The sequence below is a fragment of the Lactobacillus melliventris genome (assembly GCF_013346935.1).
GTDB lineage: Bacteria > Bacillota > Bacilli > Lactobacillales > Lactobacillaceae > Lactobacillus.
Genome location: NZ_JAAEEB010000002.1, coordinates 273,893 through 295,859, shown reverse-complemented (window position 1 = coordinate 295,859; position 21,967 = coordinate 273,893). Strand labels below are relative to the sequence as shown.

The window sequence follows — 21,967 nt, the reverse complement described above, 5'->3', positions numbered from 1 at the left end:
GTCTCTAGAGAATGCTCATTAGTATTTTACTAATGAGCATTCTTTGTCATTTAATGATTATTTGACATTGATTTACCACAGCCATATACTAAGCTTATATTAATATGCGGTTTAGAAGAGGAATTATATGAATACACATAAGACTATCAGTAAACAAAGAGAAAAAATATTGCTCGGCGGCGTAGCCGCAACTGCTTTAGGCTTAATTAATGCCAAACCCCAAATGGTAAAAGCGGCTAATCAAAATGGTACTCGCGCTACTAAAAAAGCTACCAAAAGGACAGTTAAGACCATATTGAACTATCAAACAGAGACTAGTTCAGAAACGGAAGGTGCAACAGCTACTGACGATGACCCCACTGACCAAAACAGCGACAATCAAACTAATGTGAACATATCGAACAGCAATCCAGCAAGTCTACAAACTCAAGGTTATACTGTTCCAACTACTAATACTGAAAACAATTCTAGTTTGGACTATGATAGCAAAACAAATACAAATCAATTTGACCCCACAAAAGCCACTCGTGATAGCAATTCATCTGTTTCAAGTACTTGGAATGATATACCAGTAACTTTTAGCAACGGTGTATTATCAATTGGTGAAAAGAACGGGAATTATAAAATTGACAATACAGAAAATAAAGATATTAGTATTTTTAATAATATCAGTAATGTTTCTGGAACCGATATTACAGAAATTGATATTAATGCTCCCATTGCCATCATTGGATCAGCTGAAATACTTTTCTACCGTCTGTTGAATCTCACCACAATAAATGGTTTAAATAAATTAGATACTTCTAAAGTAACGAATATGAAACAAATGTTTATGAGTTGTACAAAAATGACTTCTTTAGATCTATCTAGTTTTGATACTACTAATGTAACCAGCTTTAATACAATGTTTGCTAGCGATCCTAACCTAACTAGCGTAGATCTATCTAGTTTTACCGTTTCAGATAATGCTACAACGATGGGAATGTTTGCATTGAGCAAACAGCTTACCTCAAGTTTGTCCAAATTAATTTTAGGTAAAGGGTTTAAATTCACTACAAGCAATGATAGACCCAACAATTCACTTCAACAACCAGGTACCTGGATAAATATGGGTGAAGACAATGGTTCTCTGACCAAAGGTACTAATCAGTGGTCTTCGGCTGATTTAATGACCAATTATCAAGGTGATAGAGACCATGATACTTACGTTAGATATACTGGTGGCACCGTTACTGTCCATCGCCAAGATGAAGATGGCAAGCAGCTAGTTGATCAAGATGGTAAGCAAATTCCTGATGAGAAACTCTTTGGCAATATTTCCGATCCAGTAACTGTTGATACCAGCAAGGAAATTGCCGGTTACACCTTCAAAGAAAACAAAAATTCTGATGTAAAAGCATTTACCTCCGACCCGCAAGATATTACTTTGGTCTACTCTAAGAGTAAAACTGATAACACTAATGACAACACTTGGGAGGGTGTTCCTTACACCTTTAATAACGGCGTCTTATCACTTGGCGAAAAAGGTAAAACCTATACAATAAATAATTCAGACAATAAAGATATTAGCATTAAAAACAATATCAGTAATGTTGCTGGAACTGATATTACAGAAATTGATATTAATGCTCCCATTGCCATTATTGGGTCAGCTCAATCGCTCTTCTCTTATCTTAACTTTACTAAAATTAATGGCTTAGATAAACTAGATACATCAAAAGTAACAAACATGTCAAACATGTTTTTCGATTCTCCAAAAATAGTTTCTTTAGATCTATCCAGTTTCGATACTGCCAATGTTACCAATTTTAATATGATGTTTGTTGCCGACAGAAGTCTTGAAAGTGTAGATTTATCTAGTTTTTCCATTAAAGATAATGCTACAACACAGGTTATGTTCAAACTTTGTGAAAACCTGAAAAAATTAATTTTAGGCAAAGGCTTTAAATTCACTATTAGCAATGATAAACCCAACAATTCACTTCAACAACCAGGTACCTGGGTAAACATGGGAGTTGATCAGGACTCTCCCGCTAAAGGGACAAATAAATGGACTTCAGATGAATTAATGACTAATTATCAAGGTGACAGAGACCATGATACTTACGTTAGATATACTGGTGGCACCGTAACCATTCATCGCCAAGATGAAGATGGCAAGCAGCTAGTTGATCAAGATGGTAAACAAATTCCTGACGAAAAACTTTTCGGCAATATTTCCGATCCAGTAACTGTTGACACTAGCAAAGAATTTGCTGGTTACACCTTCAAAGAAAACAAGAATTCTGATGTAAAAGCATTTACCTCTGATCCGCAAGATATTACTTTGGTCTACTCTAAGAGTAAAACTGATAATACTAGTGACAATACTTGGGAAGGTGTTCCTTACACCTTTAATAATGGCGTCTTATCGCTAGGTGAAAAAGGTAAAAATTATGCAGTTGACAACTCAGGAAACAAAGAAAAGAGCTACGCACTTGACACTCGAGATATTAGCATTAGCCAAAATATTAAGGGCGTAAATGTTGATGAGATTAAAGAAATTGATCTTAATGCCCCTATTGCAATTAAGGGCAGTGCCAACGGAGTATTTAAGAACCTGAAGAATTTAGCTACTATAAAAGGCTTAGACAATTTAGATACATCACAAGTAACTGACTTTAGTCTAATGTTTAGTGGCGATACCGCTTTAACTAGCGCAGACTTGTCTAATTTCCAAGTTGCAGCGAATGCTGAAATGACGGACATGTTCAGTTCTTGTTCCAGCTTAACCAAGCTAACTTTAGGCACAGGCTTTAAGTTTATTGGCTCCACTGGATTAAATGATTTATCAGGCACTTGGGTAAACATGGGTGCAGGCGAAGGTTCCCCAGCTAAAGGGACAAATAAATGGACTTCAGCCGAGTTGGTAACTAACTACCAGGGAGACACAAACCATGATGTTTATGTTCGTTTTACTAACCTTGGTGGTAAAATCACTATCAACTATCGTGACCAAGATGATAAAGAAATTCCTGGTGTTCCCGCTGAGGTCAACTTTGGCAACGAGAATGATAAACTTATTAACGATGATCCTGTTACGACTTTCAAACTTAAAGACCCCCTTAAAGACAGTTCAGGTACTGAATATCAGTTTGACCATGCTAAACAAAACAATTCACGCATTACCTTGAGTGATGTAACATATAGTGCTAGCGCCAATCCGCAAGATATTACTTTGGTCTACACTAAGAAAACTGGTACAGGTAGTAACGGGTCTGGTAGCAATGGTTCCGGCAGTAATAATGGTTCCGGCAACAGCACTCCTAACAGTTCAGTACCGAATAACAATAACAGTTCTTCTGGAAATAACGGGTCAGTCAATAATCCTTCATCTTCTAATAGCCAAGGTTCCAATAGTCAAGGCAGCAACACTGGCAATTCTAATAACAATTCCAGTTCCGCAAGTAATGGTCAAAATAACGGCAACAATTTGCCTAACAATGAACCAAATAACATTCCAACACCTGTAAACCGCAAGCCCAAGACTGTTAAACCTCACAAGACTATTAATAAAGGGTTTAATATCAAAGACCAAAATGCAATTCATAACCAGCAACTGGCAAACAGTTTAAAGAACAATGGCTCGAGCTCAAATGCACAAAATAATGCAAGCAATACCTTGCCGCAAACCGGTAACGACAAACATAGCAGTTTAGCAATGCTGGCTCTAGGCAGTTTAGCTTTAGCAACTGCCTTAGGTGCAGCCTGGTTTGGTCGCAAAAAAGACTAGCTAATTTCTAAATAATCAAAGCGTTCTATATTAAAAAATGTAGAGCGCTTTTTTTGGTTAAATAGACCAGGTTTGACTTTTACTAAAGCCAGCCATATACTAAGCTTATATTAACATGCAGTTTAGAAGAGGAATTATATGAATATGCATAAGAACACTAATAAACAAGGAGAAAAAATATTGCTCAGCGGTGTAGCCGCAGCTGCTTTAGGCTTAATTAATGCCAAGCCCCAGGCGGTAAAGGCAGCCACTTTGAATGGCAATCGTGCCACTAAGAAGACGACTAGAAGAACGGTCAAGACGAAATTAAACTATCAAATCGAGACGGATTCAGAGACAGCAGGCGAAACGGCAACCGCCGACCCTGCTGACCAAGATAGTGGCAGCCAAACTAAAGTAAATACAGCAGACAGCACAACAAGTGACCAAGACCAAAATTCTACAACTAATATTAATGACAACACAGCAAGTGAAACCACTCCGGGATCAAGTACTTCCAGCAACAGCCAAGCTGACAAAAAAGAACAAAAGACCGACCAATTCGATCCTGCAGCAGCTACTAGAACTATCCATACCGGTACATGGGCTTCAATAAAATTTACCTGGGATACTGACGGCACCCTTACTCTTGTGCCAGGAGATTCAAATACTTTTAACGGTAATTACTCCGATCCCTCACCAATAAGCATTCAACATGCAACACTTGATAATAATGATCCCTATCATTTTGATCCACTAGGTTTTAATGTTATCCAGCGTATTGTGATCAATGGACAATTTAAAGTCGATGGTAATGCTCACGGCATGTTTGCTAACCTTAAATATTTAACTAGTATTACAGGGCTAAACAACATCAACTTTTCAGGAGCTGATGATATGTCTAGCCTATTCCAAGATGATGAACAACTAACATCCATTGATGGCCTCGATAAGTTGAAAACTCAACGGGTAACTAATGTAGCTGGTATGTTCGAGGACTGCAAGGCCTTAGAAAATATATCTTTACCATCAACTTTTGATTTTAGTCAGGTTCAGCTTATGAACGCAATGTTTGATAACTGTAAGAGCCTTAAAAGCATTACTTTTCCTTCAAACATTGATACTTCAAAAGTTATAAATATGAATGGCATGTTTAATGGCTGTGAAAAGTTAACTAACATTGACGTGTCCCATTTCAACACCGAAAAGGTACTCGCTTTTGTAAGTATGTTTCAAGGCTGCTCAAACTTAACGACTCTAGACATTAGTTCATTTGATATGTCTAAAGCGGCAGTTTCATCAAAGGATGATAAAATTTACGGCTTATCTAATATGCTTGAAGGCTTAACTGGACTAACCAAATTAATTTTAGGGCCAAAGTGTATACTTACAAAAGACGGCAATAATGTTGGATTTGACACCCCTACTACTTGGGTTAACCAGGGTCTAGGCAACCCAGATTTAGCCAAAAATACCAATATTTGGTCTCCTACTGAGTTAATGGAAAACTATAAAGGCTCAAGGGATTATGATACTTATACCAAATATACAGGTGGAATTGTCAGAATTCATCGTCATGATGAAAATGGTCAGCCTTTAGTTGACGAAAATAACAAACAAATTCCTGACCAATTCTTATTTGGCAATGAGGGTGACCTTATAGATGAAAAACAAATAGATCGATCTAATTTCCCTAATAGTGGTTATTCATTTAAAGAAATTGAAAATTTCCCTGAAGGAGGAAAATTTACCAGCAAGGAACAAATCATTAATGCCCTATACACTACTACAAATGGTAACGTAATAGTGCAATACCGAGATAAAAATAATAAGCCGCTTGTTGATCAAAACGGTCAGCAAATTCCAGAAAAGCAACTACAGGGAAGAATTAGTACTCCTTGGACAATTGGTGCACCTTATTTCAAGGGGTATGCTTTTGTCAATGCAACTGATAGCAATGGTAACACTGGCATCACTTCAGGAAAATATAAAAAAGATCCTCAAATTATTACACTTAACTATACTAGCAAGGCTGAGCCCGCTACTATCAAGTACCGAGATGAAAGTGGTAAGTTAATAGCTGAAGATGAAGAAATTAATGGTAAAATTGATGAGCAAAAAGTTGTAAAGCCTAAGAAAATTACAGGGTATACCATTAAGTCAATTTTTATTAATAATGTTAAACAAGACTCAACTGAGCAAGCAGCATTTACTCTTAATGAAAATCCTCAAACTATTTTGTTTGTTTATACTAAAAATTCAGACAATCCTGGAAATAAGGTTCCAGCTGCTAATGTCACGGTTCATTATCGCGATGAGAATGGCAATAACATTGCACCTGACGTTATATTAACTGGCTATGTTGGAGATAGTTATGTTTCTGAAGCTAAAGTTATTCCCGGCTATACTTTGAAAATCAGACCAAATAATGCTACGGGCGTCTTTAGTTCTTATCCTCAAGATGTAACTTATGTTTACAGTAAAAATAATACTAATACTGTTCCTAACGTTCCAAATGTTCCTAATGTACCAAATGTTCCTAATGTTCCAAACGTTCCACCAATTAATAATCCAGGCAATAACGATCAAAACAATACGCCAACACCTGTGAACCGTAAGCCAAAGACTGGTAAGCATCATACAACTATTAATAAACATCATAAAGCAAAAATTAAAAATGAAGTTCAACACAAACAGTCAAATAATAGTTTGAAACACAACAATCTTAATCCAAATGCACAAAATAGTGCAAGCAATACCTTGCCGCAAACTGGTAACGACAAGCATAATAGTTTGGCAATGCTGGCTTTAGGCAGTTTAGCTTTAGCAACCGCCTTAGGTGCAGCCTGGTTTGGTCGCAAAAAAGACTAGCTATGTTTTAAATAATCAAAGCGTTCTATATTACAAAATGTAGAGCGCTTTTTTTGGTTAAATAGACTAGGTTTGACTTTTACTAAAGCCAGCCATATACTAAGCTTATATTAACATGCAGTTTAGAAGAGGAATTATATGAATATGCATAAGAACACTAATAAACAAGGAGAAAAAATATTACTCAGTGGCGTAGCCGCAGCTGCTTTAGGCCTAATTAATGCCAAGCCCCAGGCGGTAAAGGCAGCCACTTTGAATGGTAACCGTGCCACTAAGAAGACGACTAAAAGAACAGTCAAGACGAAATTAAACTATCAAACTGAGACGGATTCAGAGACAGCAGGTGAAGCGGCAACCGCCGACCCTACTGACCAAGATAGTGGCAGTCAAACTAAAGTAAATACAGCAGACAGCATAACAACTGGCCAAGACCAAAGTTCTGCTGCTTCAACCAGTAATAATGATCACGACTCTATTTCAGCTTCTGATAATAAGACTACTACAGAACGATTTGATCCTGCTAAAGCTACTCGCGATGAAAACTCAACTACACCTACTTGGGATGATGTTCCTATTGAATTTACAAATGGCACTTTAAAAGTGGGTTTAGCAAATAATGAATATACGATTACTAAAAATGATGGAGAATATGGCGGCTTTAGTCAAAAAGGTAATATTAAAAATATTGATCTAAACCCAAGCAGTGTTAAAGAAATTGATTTTGTTGGAAAAATCCATTTCGTAGGTAATGCCAATCGTCTTTTCTCTGATTTAACAAATCTTACAACCATTAACGGATTAGAAAACTTTGACACTACCAAAATAACAAATATGTCATCCATGTTTTCCAATTGCTCATCGCTAAAAAGCTTAGATCTCTCTACATTTAGCAATAAAAGTATTGATCATGACCAATATTCAATGTTGTCAATGTTTGCTAACTGCACTAGTTTGGAAAAACTAAACATTAGGTATTTTACCACTCCTGGTGGTGATAACTCATTGTCATATTGGTTTGAAGGAGACAAAAATTTACGACAAATAACTATAGGCCCAGACTGTTCTCGTTTAACTAATACCAGCCTTGAAACTGAAGGAAGCTGGGTTAACATGGGTATTGATGGACCAGCCAAAAGGGGAACAAACAGGTTTTCTGATTCAGAAGACTTTACGAGTAGTATGTTTTCTCCTACGCAATATGATACCTATGTTTGTTTTGCCAATCTTGGTGGGGATATTACTATTAAGTACCGCGATCAGGATGGAAATGAAATTTCCGGTGTCTCTAATGATACCAACTGTGGTAACAAGGGTGATAAACTCATTAACGATGATCCGATTACAACTTTCAACCCTAAAGAAACTATTAAAGATAGTTCGGGTACTGTATATACCCTCGACCATGCTGAACAAAATAATTCCCCAGTTACTTTGGGTGATGTAACATATAGTGCCGACCCGCAAACTATTACACTGGTCTACAAAAAGGGTTCTAATGATCCAGGCAGTGGCTCAACTACTACAGATTATATGTGGGGAAAGGTACCCGTAACCTTTGATGAAGCTACTGGAACTCTCACCGTTAAAGAAGGAGAACTTGCTCCTAACTTAGTCATATCCCTTCCCGGTATACCTATGGATATCGGAATTCAAGCAAAATTAAGCAATATAGCCGACAAAATTAAGCAAATTAATATTGTAGGAACCGTTAAAGTTAAGCAGACTGCTTTTAATTTATTTGGTAGTCTACCTAATTTAACTACTATTACCGGGCTTGAAAATCTTGACATTACTGACCCGTCAGTAACCAGTATTAGTATGCTCTTCTCCAACGATCCAAAGCTGACTACAATTTCGGGACTTGAAAAATCTGATTCAACAAAGTTTGTTACAAGTAATATTACTGATATGAGTGCTCTATTTTCTAAATCAAGTGCTCTAACCAAATTAGATTTATCCAATATGGATATGTCCAAAGTAACTAATTTCCAAAAAATGTTTGAAAATTGTACCAGCTTGAATCAGTTAGTTTTAGGTAAAAATACCAAATTCTCGCCAGACAATAGTGGACTCACAAATTCAGGTACTTGGGTAAACATGGGTGAAGGAAACGGTTCCTTGACTAAAGGTACTAATCAGTGGACTTCAGATGAGTTAATGACTAATTACCAAGGTGACAGAGACCATGATACTTACGTTAGATATACTGGGGGTATCGTCACCATTCATCGCCAAGATGAAGATGGCAAGCAGCTAGTTGATCAAAGCGGTAAGCAAATTCCCGATGAAGAACTTTTCGGCAATATTTCCGATCCAGTAACTGTTGATACCAGCAAGGAATTTGCTGGCTACACCTTCAAAGAAAATCAAAATTCTGATGTAAAAGCATTTACCTCCGACCCGCAAGATATTACTTTGGTCTACTCTAAGAGTAAAACTGATAATACTAGTGACAATACTTGGGAAGGTGTTCCTTACACCTTTAATAATGGCGTCTTATCGCTAGGTGAAAAAGGTAAAAATTATAAAATTGACAACTCAGGAAACAAAGAAAAGAGCTACGCACTTGACACTCGAGATATTAGCATTAGCCAAAATATTAAGGGTGTAAATGTTGATGAGATTAAAGAAATTGATCTTAATGCCCCTATTGCAATTATAGGCAGTGCCAACGGAGTATTTAAGAACCTGAAGAATTTAGCTACTATAAAGGGCTTAGATAACTTAGATACATCACAAGTAACTGACTTTAGTCTAATGTTTAGTGGCGATACCGCTTTAACTAGCGCAGACTTGTCTAATTTCCAAGTTGCAGCTAATGCTGAAATGACGGACATGTTCAGTTCTTGTTCCAGCTTAACCGAGCTATCTTTAGGCAAAGACTTTAAGTTTATTGGCTCCACTGGATTAAACGATTTATCAGGTACTTGGGTAAACATGGGTGCAGGCGAAGGTTCCCCAGCTAAAGGGACCAAAAAATGGACTTCAGCCGAGTTGGTAACTAACTACCAAGGAGATACAAATCATGATGTTTATGTTCGTTTTACTAACCTTGGTGGCACCGTAACTGTTCATCGCCAAGATGAACAAGGCAATCAGATAGTTCCTGATGAAGAACTCTTCGGCAATATTTCCGATCCAGTGACTGTTGATACTAGCAAAGAATTTGCTGGTTACACCTTCAAGGAAAATAAAAATCCTACTGTCACAGCTTTTATCTCTGGCCCGCAAGATATTACTTTGGTCTACACTAAGAAAACTGGTACAGGTAGTAACGGGTCTGGCAGCAATGGCTCCGGCAGCAACGGGTCTGGTAGCAATGGTTCCGGCAGCAATGGTTCTGGTAGTAACGGGTCTGGTAGCAATGGTTCCGGCAGTAATAATGGTTCCGGCAACAGCACTCCTAACAGTTCAGTACCGAATAACAATAACAGTTCTTCTGGAAATAACGGGTCAGTCAATAATCCTTCATCTTCTAATAGCCAAGGTTCCAATAGTCAAGGCAGCAACACTGGCAATTCTAACAACAATTCCAGTTCCGCAAGTAATGGCAGCAACGTGCCTAACAATGAACCAAATAACATTCCATCACCTGTGAACCGCAAACCCAAGACTGTTAGACCTCACAAGACTATTAATAAAGGGTTTAATATCAATGACCAAAATGCAATTCATAACCAGCAACTGGCAAACAGTTTAAAGAACAATGGTTCAAGCTCAAATGCACAAAATAATGCAAGCAATACCTTGCCGCAAACTGGTAACGACAAGCATAACAGTTTAGCAATGCTGGCTCTAGGCAGTTTAGCTTTAGCAACTGCCTTAGGTGCAGCCTGGTTTGGTCACAAAAAAGACTAGCTAATTTCTAAATAATCAAAGCGTTCTATATTACAAAATGTAGAGCGCTTTTTTTGGTTAAATAGACCAGGTTTGACTTTTACTAAAGCCAGCCATATACTAAGCTTATATTAACACGCTGTTTAGAAGAGGAATTATATGAATATGCATAAGAACACTAATAAACAAGGAGAAAAAATATTGCTCAGCGGCGTAGCCGCAGCTGCTTTAGGCTTAATTAATGCCAAGCCCCGGACGGTAAAGGCAGCCACTTTGAATGGCAACCGTGCTACCAAGAAGACGACTAGAAGAACGGTCAAGACCAAGTTAAACTATCAAACCGAGACGGGTTCAGAGACTGCCGGTGAAACGGCAACCGCCGACCCTACTGACCAAGATAGCGGCAGTCAAACTAAAGTAAATACAGCAGACAGCACAACAAGTGACCAAGACCAAAATTCTACAACTAATAATACTAATGACAACGCAGCAAGTGAAACCACTCCGGGATCAAATACTGCCGGCAACAAGCAGTCTGACTCTAATAATAAAAAAATTAGTAAAAAGGATTCTAATAACGTTATTTCAAGTAAGTGGAACAATTTAGATGTCACTTTTAACAATCAGACTGATGAACTGGTAATTTCAGGTGGTACTGATGAGAATCCGGCAGTTATTGACGTAACTGCCACTCCTAATGCTCCAGTCGGAATAAATGGACATATTGACTTGGTATCTGCTGATTCTATAAAAACAATTACTTTAAAAGGTAAGATAAAATTTATAGGTGACGCAACTGATTTATTTTCTGGCTTACAAAATTTAACTACCATTAACGGACTGAATAACCTAGATGTTTCGCAAGCTACTAGCTTAAGGAACATGTTTTCGTTTGATTATAGTTTACAGAATTTAGATTTGACCAGCTTTGACACTGCTAATGTTACTAACATGTCAAGTATGTTTGAAGGTTGTTATGCACTTAAGGATCTAAAATATGATCCTGACAAATTTAAAACTGATAAAGTTACTAACATGTCATACATGTTTCAAAGGTGTTATAGACTTTCCAAGTTAGACTTATCTAGGTTTAATACTACTAATGTTACTGATATGTCACATATGTTTGATGATTTAGGCTCTACCACTTTAGATTTATCTAGTTTTGACACCTCTAATGTTACTAATATGGCAGGTATGTTTGAAGGAAACGGATTAGCTACTTTGGATATTACCAAATTTCAAACTTCCAAGGTAACAGACATGTCGGACATGTTTAACGGGTGTGAAAATCTGAAAAATATAAACTTATCAAATCTTGATACTAGTAATGTTACTGATATGACCAGAATGTTCGAAGATTGTAGGGGCTTAACCAGTTTAGACTTATCTAATTTTAATACTGCTAATGTTACCAACATGCATCAAATGTTTGAAAGCTGTACTTCCCTATCAACACTGGATGTATCTCCTCTCAATACTGCTAATGTTACTGATATGTCAGAGATGTTTGAAGACTGCGTTGATCTTACAGATTTAGACATATCAATGTTAAATACATCTAATGTCACAAATATGTCAGAGATGTTTCAAAGCTGCGCTAGTTTAACCAAGGTTAATGTTTCTAAAATTGATACATCTAAAGTAGAAAGAATGGACCAAATGTTTTATAACTGTGGGGTTTTACCAAGCTTAGATTTATCTACCTTTGATACTTCTAGTGTACTCAATTTTACTGGAATGTTTCGTGACTGTGCTCACCTAAAGAGCCTAGATATTTCTCATTTTAAGACAACCGCAAAGACTGTAAAACCTGGACGAATTTCCATGCAATTTATGTTTGAAGGTTGTCTAAGCCTACCCGCTATAGATGTTTCTAGCTTTGACACTTCTAATGTTGGTGACATGAGTTCCATGTTTCAAAATACTTTTTCCTTAAAGACACTAGACTTGTCTAACTTTAACACCTCTAATGTTGATAATATGACAGATATGTTTTATCAATCCGGAATAACTAGCGTAGATTTATCCAGCTTTGATACATCTAAAGTATATAACATGGAAACCATGTTTGAGTCATCTAATATTGTTAGACTTAATCTTAGTAACTTTGATATGACCAAAGTTATTTCGAAAGGCTATATGCTGGGAGGAATGCGAAACTTAAAAGTATTGATATTAGGTAAAAATGTGGACTTAAAGGAAGGCTACGTTCAGCCAGGGTCTACTTGGGGAGACTCTCCATCAATTAACGATCTCCCTAACAACGGAAAATGGATTAATGTTGGTGTTAATGGACAATTGCTTCAAGGTGCACATAAGTGGACTTCACAAGAACTAATGGAAAATTACAATGGTAAATCAGATTATGATGTTTATGTCAACTTCCCTGATCCAAGTTTAATTACTATTAAATATGTAGACGAGACAGACCCAACCAAAATAATTTCTCCAACTGATTATCAGTGTGGTAAATCCGGTGAAAGTTTAACTGACCCGATTAAGCCAAGAAAAATTGACAATTATGATTTTTCTTCTGTACATGCTACTTTAAATGGTAAGGACGTTTCTGATTTAAACAGTCTAAATAATTTGAAGTTCTCTTCTGCTTCAGACCCGCAAACTGTTACTTTCTTTTATAAACCTGATAATGGTTCTGGCAGCAATGGCTCCGGCAGTAACGGGTCTGGCAGTAACGGCTCCGGTAGTAACGGGTCTGGCAGTAACGGCTCCGGCAGCAATGGTTCTGGCAGCAACGGCTCAGGTAGTAACGGGTCTGGCAGTAATGGCTCTGGTAGCAATGGCTCAGGTAGTAACGGGTCTGGCAGTAATGGCTCTGGTAGCAATGGCTCTGGCAGTAATGGCTCTGGCAGTAACGGGTCTGGCAGTAACGGCTCCGGCAGCAATGGTTCTGGCAGCAACGGCTCTGGTAGTAACGGGTCTGGCAGTAATGGCTCTGGTAGTAACGGGTCTGGTAGCAACGGTTCCGGCAGTAATAATGGTTCCGGCAACAGCAATCCTAATAATTCAGTACCAAATAATAATATTTCTTCTGGAAATAACGGGTCAGTCAATAATCCTTCATCTTCTAATAGCCAAGGATCCAATAGTCAAGGCAGCAACACTGGCAATTCTAACAACAATTCCAGTTCCGCAAGTAATGGCAGCAACGTGCCTAACAATGAACCAAATAACATTCCATCACCTGTGAACCGCAAACCCAAGACTGTTAAACCTCACAAGACTATTAATAAAGGGTTTAATATCAAAGACCAAAATGCAATTCATAACCAGCAACTGGCAAACAGTTTAAAGAACAATGGCTCGAGCTCAAATGCACAAAATAATGCAAGCAATACCTTGCCGCAAACCGGTAACGACAAACATAGCAGTTTAGCAATGCTGGCTCTAGGCAGTTTAGCTTTAGCAACTGCCTTAGGTGCAGCCTGGTTTGGTCGCAAAAAAGACTAGCTAATTTCTAAATAATCAAAGCGTTCTATATTACAAAATGTAGAGCGCTTTTTTTGGTTAAATAGACCAGGTTTGACTTTTACTAAAGCCAGCCATATACTAAGCTTATATTAACACGCTGTTTAGAAGAGGAATTATATGAATATGCATAAGAACACTAATAAACAAGGAGAAAAAATATTGCTCAGCGGCGTAGCCGCAGCTGCTTTAGGCTTAATTAATGCCAAGCCCCGGACGGTAAAGGCAGCCACTTTGAATGGCAACCGTGCTACCAAGAAGACGACTAGAAGAACGGTCAAGACCAAGTTAAACTATCAAACCGAGACGGGTTCAGAGACTGCCGGTGAAACGGCAACCGCCGACCCTACTGACCAAGATAGCGGCAGTCAAACTAAAGTAAATACAGCAGACAGCACAACAAGTGACCAAGACCAAAATTCTACAACTAATAATACTAATGACAACGCAGCAAGTGAAACCACTCCGAGATCAAATACTGCCAGCAGCAGTCAAGCTGACAAAAAAGAACAAAAGACCGACCAATTCGATCCTGCAGCAGCTACTAAAGCTCAGATACAGGGTATTTGGTATACAGTTCCTGTTGCTTTTGATAAAGAGACTGGAATATTTACTATTTCAAGTGGTAAAGTCAACGTCTTCGCCGTAAATGGAAATTTACCTGACATTGGTATTCACACTAGTGATATCGATATTTGGTCTAATATTAAAGAAATAGATATAACTGGTCAAGTAACATTGCCCTACTCTATTGGCTTATTCAAAGATTTGCCTAAATTACAAAAGATTACGGGCTTAGAAAACTTAGTAATAGGCGACAAACAGCACACACCTGCAACATCTATGGCTGAAATGTTCGAAAATGATCCAAATTTAACTACTCTAGAAGGACTGAATTCTTCTAATTTCGATACTTCTTTAGTCTCTGATATGAGTAACATGTTTAAAGGCTGCACAGCTTTATCTAATTTAGACTTGTCTAGTTTAAATACTTCTAATGTTACTACAATGAATAATATGTTTGATGGTTGTGATAATTTAACCAGTTTGAACTTATCTAGTTTTGATACTTCTAAAGTTAAAACTATGAATGATATGTTCAGTTCTTGTTCCAACCTAACCAAGCTAACTTTAGGCAAAAACTTTAAGTTTATTGGCTCTACTGGATTAAAGGATTTATCAGGAACCTGGGTAAACATGGGAGTTGATCAGGACTCTCCAGCTAAAGCAACAAATATATGGACTTCAGATGAATTAATGACTAATTATCAAGGAGACAAAGACCATGATACCTATGCTAGATACACCGCTGGTGCAGTCACCATTCATCGCCAAGATGAAGATGGCAAGCAGCTAGTTGATCAAGATGGTAAACAAATTCCTGACGAAGAACTTTTCGGCAATATTTCCGATCCAGTAACTGTTGACACTAGCAAAGAATTTGCTGGTTACACCTTCAAAGAAAACAAGAATTCTGATGTAAAAGCATTTACCTCTGATCCGCAAGATATTACTTTGGTCTACTCTAAGAGTAAAACTGATAATACTAGTGACAATACTTGGGAAGGTGTTCCTTACACCTTTAATAATGGCGTCTTATCGCTAGGTGAAAAAGGTAAAAATTATAAAATTGACAACTCAGGAAACAAAGAAAAGAGCTACGCACTTGACACTCGAGATATTAGCATTAGCCAAAATATTAAGGGCGTAAATGTTGATGAGATTAAAGAAATTGATCTTAATGCCCCTATTGCAATTATAGGTAGCGCCAACGGAGTATTTAAGAACCTGAAGAATTTAGCTACAATAAAGGGCTTAGATAACTTAGATACATCACAAGTAACTGACTTTAGTCTAATGTTTAGTGGCGATACCGCTTTAACTAGTGCAGACTTGTCTAATTTCCAAGTTGCACCTAATGCCGCAATGACGGACATGTTCAGTTCTTGTTCCAGCTTAACCAAGCTAACTTTAGGCACAGGCTTTAAGTTTATTGGCTCCACTGGATTAAATGATTTATCAGGTACTTGGGTAAACATGGGTGCAGGCGAAGGCTCTCCAGCTAAAGGAACAAATAAATGGACTTCAGCCGAGTTGGTAACTAACTACCAAGGAGATACAAATCATGATGTTTATGTTCGTTTTACTAACCTTGGTGGCACCGTAACTGTTCATCGCCAAGATGAACAAGGCAATCAGATAGTTCCTGATGAAGAACTCTTCGGCAATATTTCCGATCCAGTAACTGTTGATACTAGCAAAGAATTTGCTGGTTACACCTTCAAGGAAAATAAAAATCCTACTGTCACAGCTTTTATCTCTGACCCGCAAGGTATTACTTTGGTCTACACTAAGAAAACTGGTACAGGTAGTAATGGCTCTGGTAGCAATGGCTCCGGCAACAGCACTCCTAATAATTCAGTACCAAATAACAACAATGGAAATAGCTCAATCAATCCAAACTCTTCTGGAAATAACGGTTCAGTCAATAATCCTTCATCTTCTAATAGCCAAGGATCCAATAGTCAAGGCAGTAACACCGGCAATTCTAATAATAATTCCAGTTCCGCAAGTAATGGCCAAAATAACGGCAACAATTTGCCTAATAATGAACCGAATAACATTCCAACACCTGTGAACCGCAAACCCAAGACTGTTAGACCTCATAAAACTTTTAATAAAGGATTTAATATCAAGGACCAAAATGCAATTCATAACCAGCAACTGACAAACAGTTTAAAGAACAATGGTTCGAGCTCAAATGCACAAAATAGTGTAAGCAATACCTTGCCGCAAACTGGTAACGACAAGCATAACAGTTTGGCAATGCTAGCTCTAGGCAGTTTAGCTTTAGCAACTGCCTTAGGTGCAGCCTGGTTTGGTCGCAAAAAAAACTAGCTAATTTCTAAATAATCAAAGCGTTCTATATTACAAAATATAGAGCGCTTTTTTTGGTTAAATAGACCAGGTTTGACTTTGAGTAATCGCAATCATATACTAAGCTTATATTAACATGCAGTTTAGAAGAGGAATTATATGAATATGCATAAGAACACTAATAAACAAGGAGAAAAAATATTGCTCAGCGGCATAGCCGCAGCTGCTTTAGGCTTAATTAATGCCAAGCCTCAAACGGTGAAGGCAGCCAACCAAAACGGCACTAGGGCTACCAAGAAGACTGCTAGAAAAGTAGTCAAAACTAAGTTGAATTATCAAACGGAAACAGAGGGAGAAACTGCTACAGACAATGATTCTACTGACCACAACAGTGATAATCAAATTGATGGCAGTGAGATTAATACAAACATAGCTGCGGATAATGCCAGCTTTCCCAGCAGCACTGATAGTACAAAGACTGATAAGCAAGAAAAAGATCCCACACAATTTGATCCTGCCAAAGCTACTCGAGATGGCAGTAATACTATCTCAAGCACTTGGGAAGATATACCTGTCACATTTAATAATGGCGTACTATCAATTGGTGAAGAAGGCAAAAGCTATACAATAAATAATTCAGATGATAAAAATATTAGCATTGGTAGCAACATCGATAATGTTTCTGGAGATGACATTACAGAAATTGATATTAATGCTCCCATTGCCATCATTGGATCAGCTCAGATGCTTTTTTCTCGACTTACGAATCTTAACACAATTAATGGCTTAGATAAATTAGATACTTCTAAAGTAACGAGTATGCTACGAATGTTTTTTGATTGTAAAAAAATAGTTTCTTTAGATTTGTCCAGTTTCGATACTACTAATGTAACCAGCTTTAATATAATGTTTTCTGGTGATCCCAACCTAACTAGCGTAGATCTATCTAGTTTTACTGTTTCAGATGATGCTACGACGGTGGGAATGTTTTCATTAATCAAAGGTTATACCTCCAGTTTGACCAAATTAATTTTAGGTAAAGGTTTTAAATTCACTACTAGCAATGGTAGACCCAACAATTCCCTTCAACAGCCAGGCACCTGGGTAAATATGGGTGCAGGCGAAGGTTCTCCAGCTAAAGGAACAAATATATGGACTTCAGACGAGTTAATGACTAACTACCAAGGTGACAGAGACCATGACACTTATGTTAGATATACTGGTGGCACCGTAACTGTCCATCGTCAAGATGAAGATGGCAAGCAGCTAGTTGATCAAAGCGGTAAACAAATTCCTGATGAAAAACTCTTCGGCAACATTTCAGATTCGGTAACTGTTGACACCAGCAAAGAATTTGCTGGCTACACCTTCAAAGAAAACAAAAATTCTGATGTAAAAGCATTTACCTCCGACCCGCAAGATATTACTTTGGTCTACTCTAAGAGTAAAACTGATAACACTTGGGAAGGCGTTCCTTTTACTTTTAATAACGGCGTCTTATCACTTGGTGAAAAAGACAAAGACTACTCAATTGACAACACCGCCGAAAATGAAATTGGTATTAATAAAAATATAAGTACTATAAATACTGATAATATTACTGAAATAGATATTCTTGGAAAAATAACAATTAATGGGCCGGCTGATTCATTATTTGATACTCTTCCTAATTTAACTCAAATTAACGGTTTAAATAATCTCATTACTTCAAATATCACTGACATGAGCTACATGTTTGCTGATTGTCCGAAGTTAGTTTCATTAGATCTCTCAAGTTTTGATACTAGCAAAGTTGCATTCTTTTCTTCTATGTTTTATGCAGATACTGACCTATCTAGCATAAACTTATCTAGTTTTACAATTGCTGATGATGCTGTAGATTATAGTTTGTTTGATTCATGTACAGATTTAACTAAATTAGTTTTAGGTAAAGGAATTAAATTCACTACAACGAATGATCTACCAAATGATTCGCTTCAACAGCCAGGTACCTGGGTAAACATGGGTGAAGGAAACGGTTCCTTGACTAAAGGTACTAATCAGTGGTCTTCAGCCGATTTAATGACTAATTATCAAGGTGACAGAGACCATGATACTTACGTTAGATATACTGGTGGCATCGTCACCATTCATCGCCAAGATGAAGATGGCAAGCAGCTAGTTGATCAAGATGGTAAGGAAATTCCTGATGAAAAACTCTTCGGCAATATTTCCGATCCAGTAACTGTTGATACCAGCAAGGAATTTGCTGGCTACACCTTCAAAGAAAACAAAAATTCTGATGTAAAAGCATTTACCTCCGACCCGCAAGATATTACTTTGGTCTACTCTAAGAGTAAAACTGATAACACTAGTGACAACACTTGGGAGGGTGTTCCTTACACCTTTAATAACGGCGTCTTATCACTAGGTGAAAAAGGTAAAAATTATAAAATTGACAACTCAGGAAACAAAGAAAAGAGCTACGCACTTGACACTCGAGATATTAGCATTAGCCAAAATATCAAGGGCGTAAATGTTGATGAGATTAAAGAAATTGATCTTAATGCCCCTATTGCAATTATAGGCAGTGCCAACGGAGTATTTAAGAACCTAAAGAATTTAGCTACTATAAAGGGCTTAGACAATTTAGATACATCACAAGTAACTGACTTTAGTCAGATGTTTAGTGGCGATACCGCTTTAACTAGCGCAGACTTGTCTAATTTCCAAGTTGCAGCGAATGCTGAAATGACGGACATGTTCAGTTCTTGTTCCAGCTTAACCGAGCTATCTTTAGGCAAAGACTTTAAGTTTATTGGCTCCACTGGATTAAACGATTTATCAGGTACTTGGGTAAACATGGGTGCAGGCGAAGGTTCCCCAGCTAAAGGAACAAATAAATGGACTTCAGCCGATTTGATAACTAACTACCAAGGAGACACAAACCATGATATTTATGTTCGTTTTACTAACCTTGGTGGTAAAATCACTATCAACTATCGTGACCAAGATGGTAAAGAAATTCCTGGTGTTCCCGCTGAGGTCAACTTTGGCAACGAGAATGATAAACTTATTAACGATGATCCTGTTACGACTTTCAAACTTAAAGACACCCTTAAAGACAGTTCAGGTACTGAATATCAGTTTGACCATGCTGTACAAAACAATTCACGCATTACTTTGAGTGATGTAACATATAGTGCTAGCGCCAATCCGCAAGGTATTACTTTGGTCTACACTAAGAAAACTGGTACAGGTAGCAACGGGTCTGGTAGCAATGGTTCTAGTAGTAACGGTTCTGGTAGCAACGGTTCCGGCAGTAATAATGGTTCTGGCAACAGCAGTCCTAATACTTCAGTTCCAAATAATAATATTTCTTCTGGAAATAACGGTTCAGTCAATAATCCTTCATCTTCTAATAGCCAAGGATCCAATAGTCAAGGCAGTAACACTGGCAATTCTAATAACAATTCCAGTTCCGCAAGTAATGGCCAAAATAACGGCAACAATTTGCCTAACAATGAACCAAATAACATTCCATCACCTGTGAACCGCAAACCCAAGACTGTTAGACCTCACAAGACTATTAATAAAGGGTTTAATATCAATGACCAAAATGCAATTCATAACCAGCAACTGGCAAACAGTTTAAAGAACAATGGTTCGAGCTCAAATGCACAAAATAATGCAAGCAATACCTTGCCGCAAACTGGTAACGACAAGCATAACAGTTTAGCAATGCTGGCTTTGGGCAGTTTAGCTTTAGCAACCGCCTTAGGTGCAGCCTGGTTTGGTCGCAAAAAAGACTAGCTAAGTTTTAAATAATAAACAATGTTCTAAATTGCTATTTATCATAATCCACATCTTTATGATCACAATGGAAGTCGTAAAACAGGTAAATATTATAGTGGCACGAGCATTACAACTCACGGTAAGACCTATATTCAAGGTAGAGAATACTATGACTTGGGTAATCATAAGCTTGTCAAAACTAATAAAGTTTCTGGAAGCAGCCGTAGGCTAAACTAAAACATAATACTTATATTTACACTAGAAAATGTAAACGCTATGGACAAAAAGTCCTAAAGAATGTACACTTGGTTAAGACTTATGGAGACGATATCAGGATATATCATAAGTTGTACTATATTGTAGGTAAAAACCAATATGTAAAGAAAGCTAATTTTTAGAAATTAGGATCAGCTAAAATATTCTTACACTACTTTTGATAGTTTAATTTAGATATAAGACTAGGCATGACACCCTAACAAGATAGTTAGGGTGCCATGCCTTTTTGGCTCTTGTCAAACATCCTAAAGTAGGAAGCAGATAGAAGTATGACGATACTTTTATCTGCTTTTTTATACTTAAAGTTAAAGTTGAGATCGCCAACAGGATTGAATCTTTGAATTCGATTTGCAAACGGGCCCGTAGGAGTAATGCCCTTTGCTAGTTAGGTTAGGATGAGGATCTTAAAGATCGTATTAAGAAAATGAACAAAGGCACTATTCTGCTTCAATAATTTTAGAAGATGTTACAGTGAATGTTATTGGTATTGACGTTAGTCGTGGTAAAAGTCATGCCACTTTAATTACTACTGATTTTGAAAAGCAAGATTTTAATTTTAGTCATAATCGCAGCGGTTTTAAGCAATTAGCTGCTTATCTGGCTGATCCAGCTTTAGTTATTTTCGAAACCACAGGGGTTTATTCTATTAAGTTAGCTTATTATTTAAGCCAAAATAAAATTAAATTTTGTGAGCTCAATCCGCTGGAAGCAAAAATGATAATGTCATCTTTGCGGCGAAACCAGACAGATGCTAGTGATTCCTTCAAACTAATTACGCCGGCAGCCGTCATTCGTACTAGAAGTCGACATTATATTGATATCCACTATCACTCTTTATGCTTTTTAGCTGTGCAATATCACAAATTAAGCCAAGAGCGGGTTAGAATTGAAAATCAGTTGCGTTCGACGCTAGAGCTGTCTTTCCCTGAGTTAAACGATATTTTTCCCATTATTCGCTCTGTTGTAGCCTTGCAGATAATTCGCAAGTATGCACATCCAGATTATTTAGCTGGTCTGACGGTTAAAGGAATGACTGAACAGCTTTATAGAGTAATCGGTAAAGCTGTTACTAAGAAATTAATTGCCTGCTGA

At 37.5% G+C, this 21,967-nt stretch carries 8 protein-coding genes and 1 pseudogene; all 9 read left to right on the top strand.

Features of this window, described 5'->3' with window-relative positions; translation table 11 throughout:
- Window positions 1-127: 127 nt before the first annotated feature.
- Window positions 128-3,772: a BspA family leucine-rich repeat surface protein gene (locus GYV61_RS02835; protein ID WP_174794700.1), complete on the top strand. Its 3,645-nt coding sequence runs from the start codon at window positions 128-130 to the stop codon at window positions 3,770-3,772.
- A gap of 138 nt (window positions 3,773-3,910) precedes the next feature.
- Entirely contained in the window at window positions 3,911-6,622 is a 2,712-nt protein-coding gene (locus tag GYV61_RS02830) for a MucBP domain-containing protein (protein WP_174794699.1), read from the top strand.
- 138 nt (window positions 6,623-6,760) lie between these two features.
- On the top strand, window positions 6,761-10,480 hold the full coding sequence (locus tag GYV61_RS02825; protein ID WP_174794698.1) for a BspA family leucine-rich repeat surface protein: 3,720 nt from the start codon (window positions 6,761-6,763) through the stop codon (window positions 10,478-10,480).
- Window positions 10,481-10,618: 138 nt separating this feature from the next.
- Window positions 10,619-13,930, top strand: coding sequence for a BspA family leucine-rich repeat surface protein (locus GYV61_RS02820; RefSeq protein WP_174794697.1), 3,312 nt, complete (start codon window positions 10,619-10,621; stop codon window positions 13,928-13,930).
- Between the two features lie 138 nt (window positions 13,931-14,068).
- Complete coding sequence (locus GYV61_RS02815) at window positions 14,069-16,846, top strand: BspA family leucine-rich repeat surface protein (protein ID WP_174794696.1); 2,778 nt, start codon at window positions 14,069-14,071, stop codon at window positions 16,844-16,846.
- Between the two features lie 138 nt (window positions 16,847-16,984).
- On the top strand, window positions 16,985-20,617 hold the full coding sequence (locus GYV61_RS02810; RefSeq protein ID WP_174794695.1) for a BspA family leucine-rich repeat surface protein: 3,633 nt from the start codon (window positions 16,985-16,987) through the stop codon (window positions 20,615-20,617).
- 30 nt (window positions 20,618-20,647) lie between these two features.
- Window positions 20,648-20,836, top strand: a complete 189-nt coding sequence (locus tag GYV61_RS09865; RefSeq protein ID WP_174794730.1) for an SLAP domain-containing protein — start codon at window positions 20,648-20,650, stop codon at window positions 20,834-20,836.
- A 5-nt stretch (window positions 20,837-20,841) separates the two neighbouring features.
- A pseudogene (locus GYV61_RS09860) lies at window positions 20,842-20,997 on the top strand (SLAP domain-containing protein); the annotation flags it as partial.
- A 349-nt stretch (window positions 20,998-21,346) separates the two neighbouring features.
- The gene (locus GYV61_RS09730; RefSeq protein WP_194240786.1) at window positions 21,347-21,967 is read left to right on the top strand and encodes an IS110 family transposase; all 621 of its coding nucleotides are present in this window, start codon (window positions 21,347-21,349) and stop codon (window positions 21,965-21,967) included.